At 49.8% G+C, this 8,727-nt stretch carries 9 protein-coding genes; 4 read left to right on the forward strand and 5 right to left on the reverse strand.

Features of this window, described 5'->3' with window-relative positions; translation table 11 throughout:
* Position 1: 1 nt before the first annotated feature.
* A complete protein-coding gene (locus tag MHN01_RS02485; RefSeq protein WP_239409885.1) occupies positions 2-1,120 on the reverse strand; it encodes a glycosyltransferase family 4 protein in 1,119 nt (372 codons plus the stop codon).
* Positions 1,121-1,247: 127 nt separating this feature from the next.
* Positions 1,248-2,189: an ADP-glyceromanno-heptose 6-epimerase gene (rfaD, locus tag MHN01_RS02490; protein WP_239409886.1), complete on the reverse strand. Its 942-nt coding sequence runs from the start codon at positions 2,187-2,189 to the stop codon at positions 1,248-1,250.
* 113 nt (positions 2,190-2,302) lie between these two features.
* Here rfaD and MHN01_RS02495 point away from each other — a divergent pair, with 113 nt between their 5' ends.
* A complete protein-coding gene (locus MHN01_RS02495; RefSeq protein ID WP_239409887.1) occupies positions 2,303-2,947 on the forward strand; it encodes a TetR/AcrR family transcriptional regulator in 645 nt (214 codons plus the stop codon).
* Positions 2,948-3,035: 88 nt separating this feature from the next.
* On the opposite strand, the gene MHN01_RS02500 is transcribed toward MHN01_RS02495, so the two are convergent.
* From MHN01_RS02500 to gpmM, 3 genes are read right to left on the reverse strand one after another with little or no spacing between them, the layout of a single operon-like run.
* Positions 3,036-3,752, reverse strand: coding sequence for a divergent polysaccharide deacetylase family protein (locus MHN01_RS02500; protein WP_239409888.1), 717 nt, complete (start codon positions 3,750-3,752; stop codon positions 3,036-3,038).
* A gap of 25 nt (positions 3,753-3,777) precedes the next feature.
* Positions 3,778-4,935: a peptidoglycan DD-metalloendopeptidase family protein gene (locus tag MHN01_RS02505; RefSeq protein WP_239409889.1), complete on the reverse strand. Its 1,158-nt coding sequence runs from the start codon at positions 4,933-4,935 to the stop codon at positions 3,778-3,780.
* 8 nt (positions 4,936-4,943) lie between these two features.
* Positions 4,944-6,485, reverse strand: a complete 1,542-nt coding sequence (gene gpmM / locus MHN01_RS02510; protein ID WP_239409890.1) for a 2,3-bisphosphoglycerate-independent phosphoglycerate mutase — start codon at positions 6,483-6,485, stop codon at positions 4,944-4,946.
* A gap of 423 nt (positions 6,486-6,908) precedes the next feature.
* On the opposite strand from gpmM, the gene MHN01_RS02515 reads away from it, so the two are divergent.
* The 3 genes from MHN01_RS02515 to MHN01_RS02525 form a co-directional block, all read left to right on the forward strand.
* Complete coding sequence (locus MHN01_RS02515; RefSeq protein WP_239409891.1) at positions 6,909-7,358, forward strand: rhodanese-like domain-containing protein; 450 nt, start codon at positions 6,909-6,911, stop codon at positions 7,356-7,358.
* A gap of 135 nt (positions 7,359-7,493) precedes the next feature.
* Complete coding sequence (gene secB, locus MHN01_RS02520) at positions 7,494-7,964, forward strand: protein-export chaperone SecB (RefSeq protein WP_075762997.1); 471 nt, start codon at positions 7,494-7,496, stop codon at positions 7,962-7,964.
* Between the two features lie 17 nt (positions 7,965-7,981).
* On the forward strand, positions 7,982-8,727 hold a 746-nt coding region (locus MHN01_RS02525), incomplete at its 3' end, for an NAD(P)H-dependent glycerol-3-phosphate dehydrogenase (protein WP_239409892.1).

Here is an 8,727-nt window from a genome sequence, read left to right on the forward strand (position 1 = left end):
GTTATTTACCTTCGTAAACCTTTTCTAGGTTGCCATTATGTATTGTTGTGCTGAAATGGCTCTCTGCTCTTTCTTTCAATTTTTGTGCAAAAAGAGCAAGTTCAACGGGCTTAATTACTATTTTTTCAAGTTGGTCTTGTATGTCACTAATCTCAAGAGGATTAACCGTAAACGGATAGTTTTCTCCGAGAATTTCCGGAATGGCGCCAGTATTTGAACCTAAAATAAGCTTTTCTGCCGCCATAGCTTCAATGACGGTTAGCCCAAAAGCCTCGTTATGCGACAGTATGGCGACAACGTCCATTACTGCTAGCATATTCTCAGTATCCTTGCGGAATCCGGGTAGGTGAATAACGTCGAACAGGCCACTTCTCTCAATGGTAGCCTGTAGTTTTTCAACTAACTCTATATCAGAACCTTGATCAGCTTGTAACCCACCAACCATCAGAAGGTGGAGTGGGAGTTCTGGGTGTCGTTTGGCTAAGGTAATGAAGGCGTCTAGCAGTTCTTTTTGGCCTTTTGCAGTACCGAAGCGGCCTACTATACCGATGACAGTAGCATTATCAGGAATACCTAGCTCTGCTCTGACCTTTAAAATATGCTCGGAATCGTTAATAGCTGGGCGTATTTCTGTTCCCAGCCAGAGGCGCTGGATTTTTTCTGCCGGTACCGGCAGTGCTTTTAGATTGCGTTTTTTAGTTGCTTCGCTGATCGACAATACCTGGTCGACATGGTTATACACCCAGCGGTGGTAAATATCTTTTTTCGGCCTGGTGACACCCATGTGCTCAGTGAAGATAATTCGGTATGCCGACAGGGTATCCAGCAGGGCAGCAACAACCAAGTCGCCGGATTTGTGGCAGTGGATCAGGTTGACACCGTTTTTCCGAAGCCATTGATGAATGCGATTAAGCTGCCTGATTGATGCAAACTTTGATTCGACTTCATAGGTTTCGATGCCTTGCTCTCGCATCCCTTGGGCAACACGGGAGCCTTTCAGACACATTCCGAGTACTTTCCAGCCTTTTTCTCTGAACTGACCGCCGGTACGAATTGGGTACATCTCCAATCCACCCCAACCCTTGGATAGACAAATATGCAATACTGCTTGGTTAGACATTACTTAAAAACCTTTGGGTGCCGGCAGGCAACTCGCTTCGTCGGTTGAAGATCCGTTGTTTTATATTGAGATAACAAGGCAAGCTGGGTATGCCAGCCTGCCTTGTTGGATTTATCTCGTCAGCTTACTAATTAATCAGCGACATGTACTCTGCAACACCTTCGGCGACAGACTTGAACGGCTTGTCGTATCCGGCCGCGCGTACATTGGTCAGATCAGCCTGGGTAAAGGCCTGGTAGCGACCTTTCAGGTGCTCTGGGAACGGAATTTCCTCGACCTCACCTTTACCGTGATGCTTGATAACGGCTTTGGCTACTTCGCGGAAAGACTCGGCATTGCCGGTACCGCAGTTGAAAATGCCCGAGACATTGTTTTCCCAGAACCAAAGGTTCATCTGGCAGACATCGCCGACATAGACAAAGTCACGCTTGAATGTATCGGAGCCTTCGAACAGTTTCGGATTATCGCCTTTGTTGATCTGGGTGTTCAGGTGAAAGGCGACCGAGGCCATGCTGCCTTTATGCTGTTCGCGAGGACCATAGACGTTAAAGTAGCGGAAACCTGTAATTTGAGACAATGTTTCACCATGCTCCTCGGCATCTTGCCACAGACGACGGACATAGTTGTCAAACTGCTGCTTGGAGTAGCCGTAAACGTTCAGCGCACCCTCATACTGCTTTTCTTCGATGAAGTCATGATCGCGACCGCCGTATGTAGCTGCCGAAGAAGCATATAGGAACGGGATTTGACGCTCAAGGCAGTAATGTAACAATTCTTTTGAATACTCGTAGTTGTTGAGCATCATGTACTTGCCATCCCACTCTGTCGTAGCAGAGCATGCGCCTTCATGGAAAACAGCATCGATTGGACCAAACTCATCACCCGCCATAATCTGGGTAATGAAATCTTCCTTATCCATGTAATCAGCGATATCAAGATCAACCAGGTTAGCGAATTTGGTTCCGTCTTTCAGATTATCCACGACCAGTATGTCGTTGCGTCCTTGCTCGTTAAGAGCCTTTACGATGTTGCTGCCGATCATGCCGGCACCACCAGTTACAATAATCATGGCTATTCCAGTCTTTAATACATTGGGACAACGGCCGCATAACTGCCACCGCTATAAATAATCTTTGTGATAACATTACACTATTGCCATTGGGCGACGGAAGTGAGAAGCAAATGAAAACCCGCGACAGAATCATTCAGGCAGCACTAGAACTTTTCAACGAAAGCGGTGAGCCAAATATAACCACGAATCACATTGCCGCTCATCTGGGGATCAGCCCCGGCAATCTGTATTATCATTTTCGCAATAAAGAAGAGATTATACACAGTATTTTTGACGAATACGCCCGTGATTTAAGTATTCGTTTCCAGCCTCAGGGGGAATCTGACGTAACTGCCGATAATTTATTGGGTTATCTTGATGCGGTATTTATGTTGATGTGGCGGTATCGTTTTTTCTACGCCAATTTGCCCGATATTCTGCGTAGGGATCCCGAGCTGCAGGAGAAATACCTAGCCGCGCAAGAAGGGCTGCATCAGAACATTATGGGGATGATGAACAGCTTTCGTGCCAGTGGGTTGCTTGATCTTGATGATGATGAGCTGCTTAGCCTGGCCAATACTCTGAAGCTAGTTGCCTCTAGCTGGATTTGTTACCAGACAACGCAGGCTGCCGGGGCAAAAATTACCAAGGCTGTGATTTATCAGGGGGTGCTGCAGATGTTGAGTATTGTGCGGCCACTGACAACGGCGAAAGGAAAAGAACAGGTGATTCTGCTTGAGTCTCATTATTGTGAGCAGGTAAAGCGTAATGCCTAAGTGCTGATAGCCCGGTTCTGAGAGAGATGTCTGAGCGGATATGTCAGGGTGTTCTTTGAGGTTTCCGCTGAGAGTTTATCGTAGGGAGTTAGGGGTATAGCGCTGAAATACGAACCAACTGGACGTTTTGGTCGACAAGATCTGGCAGCTGTTCTTTGAGTGTCGCCAGTGTCACGGGGTAGGGGTGGCCAATGGCGACGGCATATCCGTTGCGCTTGGCACGCCTGACTGCCTGCGCCAGTTGCTGGCGAACAAACTGCGGGGTACGGAAATGGTCGAGAAAGATGTGGCGGCGTAATGCCGGGATCCCCTGGGCGCGCGCCTGCTTGAGGGCGACTGACTTTGCCGTTGTCCGGCTGTCGAGAAAATTGACTCCCTGCTCCTCCAGGACATCCATGACCCAGCCCATCGCCTCGGTATTCTGGGTAAGGGCACTTCCCATATGGTTATTCATGGCGACGGCATTCGGCACCCGGCTCAGGGCATGGCGCAGGGTTTGCTGAAGTTCGGCCTGTGACATTTTCCCAGTAAGAGTTGTCAGCTCCAATGGCGCCGTACGCTGTGGCTCCATCGGCATGTGCAGCAGGGTGTCGCGCTGTTCCAATCCGGCCTGTTTGGCCGTGGCAAGATCATAAGGGGTGTCCGGCAGGATAGAGATACTGACTTCCGGTGGCAGGGTCGACAGTGCAGCAGGCATGGCCCGGTAACCCAAGTCATCAATGACGATGGCAAGCTTGGCTGCGAGGCTGTGTCCTGGCAGTACCAAGCTGAAGAGCAGAGAAAACCAGATTGCAACCCATCGCATGTCAGGTGTCCTTATCGGTACAAGCTTATCTTTTCAGCCAGCCTTTGGGGTTAGTGGGATTGCCTTTTCGGCGGATTTCAAAATACAGCCCCGAACGTTCCTGTCCGCCGCTGTCACCAACAAGTGCAATGGCTTCGTTGGCCTGTACCACATCACCGACTTTTTTGAGCAAGGTCTGGTTGTAACCGTAGAAGCTCATATCTCCTTTGCCATGGTCGATAACAAGCATCAACCCATACCCGCGTAGCCAGTCTGCGAACACGATTTTACCAGAGTATACGGCCTTGACCTGGCTGCCGGTTGCTTTGCCTATGACCATCCCCTTCCAGCGCAGTTCGCCTTGCTGAGGAGTGCCGTAATGATGAAGGATTGCGCCTGTGACCGGCCACGGCAGCTTGCCTTTGTGTCTTGCTAGCCCGTCCATCGGTACGCGTCTTGCGGCCTCGGCAGCGGCTTTGGCCTTGGCGATCTCTTTGACCAGGCGCTTTTCGTTGCTCTTGAGCTCGGACAGGTATTGCGAGTCTGATTTTAGCTGGCCCTTGATAGTACGTACTGTTTTATGGCGTTGTCGTTGCTCGCTCTCCAGCGTACTTTTCTCGCTTTTGAGCTGGGTCAGGAGTGTTTCTTGTTGCTGACGCTGCTGGGTCAGCTGGTGTGCCTTCAGCTGTAGTTCCGTTGTGGTTGCGGCGAGTTCATCCAGTGTCTTGGCGCGCGCTTCACTCAGGCGTTCGGCATAGATCGACATTCGGTCAAGCTCGGTGCTGTCTTCACCACTGAGCAACGAGGCTAGCTGGCTGTTTTTTCCCTGACGGTATTGGGTGTTGAGCAGTTCTTTCAGCATTTCTTGCTGACCGAGCTGTTGTTGCTGAAGGCGTTGTTGCTCTTGCTGAAGTTTACTGATGGAGCGGTCGAGTTGCTTGAGCTGGGTATCGGCTTTGTGGATTTTTTTGGCCGTTGCTGCGATAGCAAGCTCCTGCTGTTTTAGGGATTGTTGCAGCGTATTGATTTTTTTTTGCTTGGTGCTTAGCTGATCCTGCTGGCGTGAGATTTCCTTTTTGACGCCATCGAGCTGGTTCTGGTTGCTTGCCAGGCTTGGTTGTGAAAATGTCAGACATAACAAAGCGCCAGTGCATAATGCACTGGCGCGGAGGATGTTGCCTAGGTGTTTGATCTTATCCCGCATGAGGGAGATTATTTCAGATCAAACAGCACCTGACCAGTCATCTCTGCAGGGATTTCCATATCTGTTAGCGCCAGCATAGTTGGTGCAAGATCAGACAGTTTACCGCCTTCTTTCAGGGTAAGAGACTTGTCTCCGACGTAAACAAGCGGTACTGGCAGGTTGGTGTGCGCAGTGTGGATACCACCGGTTTCTGGGTTGATCATCATTTCTGCATTACCGTGGTCGGCAGTGATCAGCAACTGGCCATCCACTTCTTTGATTGCTTCAACCACCTTGCCAATGCAGCTATCCAGTGCTTCACAAGCCTGGACCGCAGCATCGTAAACACCGGTATGGCCAACCATGTCGCCATTCGGGTAGTTACAGATAATAGTATCGAACTCACCGCCCTTGATGGCCGCAACAAGCTTTTCAGTCAGCTCTGGTGCACTCATTTCAGGCTGTAGATCATAGGTTGCCACTTTCGGAGAAGCGACTAGTGAGCGAGATTCGCCGTCGAATTCTGTTTCTACACCGCCGTTGAAGAAGAAAGTAACGTGTGCGTACTTTTCAGTTTCAGAGATACGTAGCTGTTTTTTACCTTTCTTCGATAGCCACTCGCCCAGTGTGTTTTCAAGGCTAGCCGGTGGGTAAGCGATAGCAAGATTAATATCGGCAGCGTACTGAGTCAGCATCACAAAATCAGCTAGCGCAGGTACTTTAGAGCGTTCGAACCCAGCGAAGTCAGTCTCGAATGCACGGGTGATTTGACGGGCGCGGTCAGCACGGTAGTTCATGAAGATAACGGCATCGCCATCTTCAATCGCCGCTACGTCCTGGCCTTCGGCGCGGATTTCTGTCGCTTTAACGAACTCATCGTTTTCATCACGTGAGTAGGCCGCTTCCAGGCCTTCTACGGCAGATGCCGCCGAGAACTCGGCTTTAGCTGCTGTTAGTAGATCGTAGGCTACTTCAACACGGTCCCAGTTGTTGTCACGGTCCATTGCGTAGTAACGACCCACCAGTGAAGCTACGCGGCCTTTGCCTAGTTCGGCAAACAGGGCATCGAAGCGCTCCAGTGATGCCTGTGCGCTGCGTGGTGGTGTATCACGGCCGTCCAGGAAGCAATGCAGGTAGATTTTTTCTGCGCCGCGCTTGGCTGCCATTTCTACTGCTGCTGCAATGTGGTCTTCATGGCTGTGAACACCGCCCGGAGACATCAGGCCCATGATGTGAACGGCTTTGCCAGCATTGATAGCTTTGTCCATCGCCGCAACAAGTGCTTCGTTTTCGAAGAAGTCGCCATCGGCGATAGATTTGGTGATGCGTGTCAGATCCTGATAAACAACGCGACCGGCACCAATGTTGGTGTGACCAACCTCAGAGTTACCCATCTGACCGTCTGGCAGACCCACATCCATGCCAGAAGCAGAGATTAGGGTGTTGGCTTCATTTGCCATCAAGCCGTCCATCACTGGTGTGTTTGCGTTTGCAATTGCGTTGTCGGAATTGTCTTCGCGGTAACCCCAGCCATCCAGGATAACTAAAGCCAGTGGCTTCTTAGCAGACATATGCTGTCCTCTCGTAAAGTTAGAAATCTGAGTGTAATTTAGACCAATTACCTTAAATATCTGCGAAGTATCTAAGGTGATTGGTCTGGTTGTGTGTAATTTTACTACAAATTATGGCCAAAACTGTAGGGCAAGATCAAACAATGCTGTAAATGGATTGTTATCTTCCTACGTGGAATATATGCATTTCTGTCTTTGAGTGTAAGCCCTGATTGAGAGTTTTTTTCTATTTCATTGAAAGGTGGAAGCTGAAAACGATTGTTCAAGGCGTATACTATTATCGCCGGAATCGAGTGAGCCAATACGCGGAATTGTTGACGCCTGCTGTACAACAACGTTGCCACGGGTATACTCGGGTTCCTTTGAGGTGGAGTCTGGCCCTGATTTTCAGGTGTCTTGTATTAGGAAAATAGAGCGAAAGTCATGCAGCAATACATCGATTTTGTTACAAGTAATCCAATGTTATCCCTGGTATGGGTGGGTTTGGTCGTGGCAATCATCGCGTCTTATGTGAAGCAGAAGGCCGCGGGCTATAAAGTTGTTACCCCCAATGAAGCGACGGTCATGGTGAACCGTGAAGACGGCGTATTCATTGATATCCGTAGTCGTGATGAGTACCGCCAGGGTCATATTTCGGGTGCCCTTCACATTTTGCCGAGCCAAATTAAAGAACAGAACTTGTCAGAGCTTGAAAAGCACAAAACAGCCCCAATCATTGTGGTATGCAAGACAGGTCAGACAGCACAAGAGAGTGCCAATCTGTTACATAAAGCCGGTTTTGAGAACGTTAATTTGCTGAAGGATGGCCTGATTTCTTGGAATGAAGCCAATCTGCCGCTGATCCGCAGCAAATCCAATAAAGGCAAGAAGTAATCCCTTGCCGCTCGGAAAGCGCCATACTTGAAGCATTTCCGATGCAAACCGAATTTGTGCAGCGTGTGATAATTATCATGGTTGCGAATATTTATGATCTCATGTGATGAGATTGAGAGAGAAAAGGACACGAAAATGGCTGAAGCAGCAAACAACGAAGCACAACAGAACTTCCAGATCCAGCGTATCTTCCTGAAAGATGTTTCTTTCGAAGCGCCAAACTCACCTGATATGTTCCAGAAAGAGTGGAACCCAGATGTGAAACTGGACCTTGATACTCAGAGCCGCGAGTTGGGCGAAGGTGTTTTCGAAGTGATTCTTCGTCTGACTGTAACTGTGAAGAATGCCGATGACACGGCATTCCTGTGTGAAGTTCAGCAGGGCGGTATTTTCTCTGTTTCTGGCATGGAAGCGCCTCAGCTTGCACATTGCCTGGGTGCATTCTGTCCGAACATTCTGTTCCCATATGCGCGTGAAACAATTTCAAGCCTAGTGGTTAAAGGTACTTTCCCTCAGCTGAACCTGGCACCAGTTAACTTTGATGCTTTGTTCATGAACTACCTTCAGAATCAGGCGCAAGCTAACCCTGAAAGCACTGAAGCTTAATCGCTAAAGTGGCCGTTATGAATCAGAACGTAGACAAAGTTATCACGATGACAGTGCTGGGTGCCGGCTCTTACGGCACCTCCCTGGCCATCTCTTTGGCCCGAAATGGCGCTAACGTCATATTGTGGGGCCATGAGCCTGAGCATATGGCGCAGCTCGAGATTGACCGTGCCAATGAGGCTTTCCTGCCGGGCGTTCCGTTTCCCGATTCACTGATTGTCTCGGCAGATCTGGAGGAAGCCGTTCAGGCCTGTCAGGATTTGCTGGTGGTAGTTCCGAGCCATGTGTTTGGTGAAGTACTGTCGAATGTGAAGCCTTACCTGCGTGATGATTCACGTATTTGCTGGGCAACCAAAGGGCTTGAGCCTGACACCGGGCGCTTGCTCAAAGAGGTTGCCATCGATGCATTGGGTGAGGATGTTCCGCTGGCCGTGCTTTCCGGCCCTACGTTTGCCAAAGAGCTGGCGGCGGGGATGCCGACGGCGATCGCCGTGTCTTCTCCCGATGAGGTCTTCGTCCGTGAGCTGCAGGAAAAAATTCACTGCAGCAAGACATTCCGTGTCTACAGCAATACCGATTTTATCGGTATGCAGCTGGGCGGCGCGGTGAAGAATGTGATTGCGATTGGTGCCGGTATGTCTGATGGTATTGGTTTTGGTGCCAATGCCCGTACCGCATTGATCACACGCGGTCTGGCAGAAATGTGTCGCCTTGGCGCTGCTCTGGGTGCCCAGCCGGAAACCTTTATGGGGATGGCGGGACT

It is taken from the genome of Photobacterium sp. OFAV2-7, from assembly GCF_022347985.1.
Lineage (GTDB): Bacteria > Pseudomonadota > Gammaproteobacteria > Enterobacterales > Vibrionaceae > Photobacterium.

Coding starts and splice junctions, on each gene's coding strand:
- MHN01_RS02485 (WP_239409885.1), bottom strand. CDS start 1,120: ATGTCTAACCAAGCAGTATTGCATATTTGTCTATCCAAGGGTTGGGGT.
- MHN01_RS02515 (WP_239409891.1), top strand. CDS start 6,909: ATGCAGCAATACATCGATTTTGTTACAAGTAATCCAATGTTATCCCTG.
- MHN01_RS02505 (WP_239409889.1), bottom strand. CDS start 4,935: ATGCGGGATAAGATCAAACACCTAGGCAACATCCTCCGCGCCAGTGCA.
- MHN01_RS02500 (WP_239409888.1), bottom strand. CDS start 3,752: ATGCGATGGGTTGCAATCTGGTTTTCTCTGCTCTTCAGCTTGGTACTG.
- secB (WP_075762997.1), top strand. CDS start 7,494: ATGGCTGAAGCAGCAAACAACGAAGCACAACAGAACTTCCAGATCCAG.
- rfaD (WP_239409886.1), bottom strand. CDS start 2,189: ATGATTATTGTAACTGGTGGTGCCGGCATGATCGGCAGCAACATCGTA.
- MHN01_RS02495 (WP_239409887.1), top strand. CDS start 2,303: ATGAAAACCCGCGACAGAATCATTCAGGCAGCACTAGAACTTTTCAAC.
- gpmM (WP_239409890.1), bottom strand. CDS start 6,485: ATGTCTGCTAAGAAGCCACTGGCTTTAGTTATCCTGGATGGCTGGGGT.